Source organism: Herpetosiphonaceae bacterium (genome assembly GCA_036374795.1).
Classification (GTDB): Bacteria; Chloroflexota; Chloroflexia; order Chloroflexales; family Kallotenuaceae; genus LB3-1.
In genome coordinates this window covers 1-1212 of sequence record DASUTC010000052.1, presented here as the reverse complement: position 1 = coordinate 1212, position 1212 = coordinate 1, and the positions used below count along the sequence as shown (strand labels likewise).

1 pseudogene is annotated in these 1212 nt (G+C 62.8%); it reads right to left on the bottom strand.

From position 1 onward, the window contains the following. Positions 1-1086 (bottom strand): annotated as a pseudogene (locus tag VFZ66_03345) (ISAs1 family transposase). Between the last annotated feature and the right edge of the window lie 126 nt (positions 1087-1212).

Below are 1212 nucleotides of genomic sequence, written 5' to 3'. Positions count from 1 at the left end.
AGCAGAGCGTCAGAAGACCAGGCGAGGATTTGGCGAGCGGAGGTGATGTTGAGGTGACCGGCATGTCGCATCAAGTTCAGAGACCAGGTGCGCAGTTGAGCAAAGACACCGGGCTGGCGTCGAATACGGCAGGCGTCTTCGCCCATGGCGACATCGCGCACGTGGTGCAGGGAGTTTTCGATCAACCAATGGTCGCGAACGGCGTGCGCTGCGGTACGGGCGGACAGTTCGCGGGTGCAGACATACCATGCGATCTCGCCGCGTGGCTGCCACTGCTTGAGCGCCGGGTCGAAGACCTCGGTGTTGCGGCGAACCCGAACCAGACAGCGGATGCCGGGCCACTGCTCGGGCACACAGTGGGTGGCCAGCGGCCACACCGAGGTGGTTCTGGATTCGATGCGGTTTCGCTGCCCGATCTGATCTTCGTGATGGCCATCGCTGGGAGGAGTCTGCTCAGACAGCGCCACCATCGCTTTCAGCAGCGCGGGCTGGTTGCCTTTGAGTTGAACCAGCACGTCGTTGCCGCTGGCGACGGCGACTTGCAGCGTTTTTTTGGCAATGCAGCGCATCCAGCGTGAACAGCCTGCCTTGCAGCCCGAGGTCTTGAATCAACCGCTGTGCCGCAGCAATCTCGCCGCCCTTGTCCCCATCGGCCAGCGCCACCTGGCCGATCACCAGGCGCTCAGCGGTGGCAAACGCCGACAGCCACTGCAGCGCGGCAGTATCGGCAAAGCGATCCAGGCTGCCGCGCAAGGTCTTGCCGTCGATGGCAATGGTGGTCGCGGCCTCGGTGTTGCGCAGCACCGCGCGTGCATGGCGGCGCAGTGCCTGTTCGATGGCCTGTTGATCCAGACCCAGCAGGATCGCGCGCAAGCCCGTGTGCCCTGGTGCCTGTCTCCAAGCCAGTCCCGTGTGCACCTGCAACCACGCAAATCGCGCCTCAATGAAGCGCGCTATCGCACGGTACGAATCCGCTCCCGCTGCCACCGCCAGGATGCAGCACAGCAACACATGCGGCAGGTCATACATCCGCCCCTGTCCTCTCCGGGCATCCGGTATCGCGTTCAGCTCTCTCAGTTCCAGCATCTCTCAATCGACGGCCTCATCGGGGCGCGAATTGTCAGCGTTGAACAGCCCTGAACAGATCCCGGTGCGTCAAGTTCTCTTTTCGCAAAGATGGCAGATATGCAGGTGAATTCTGTGCCTCCTCTG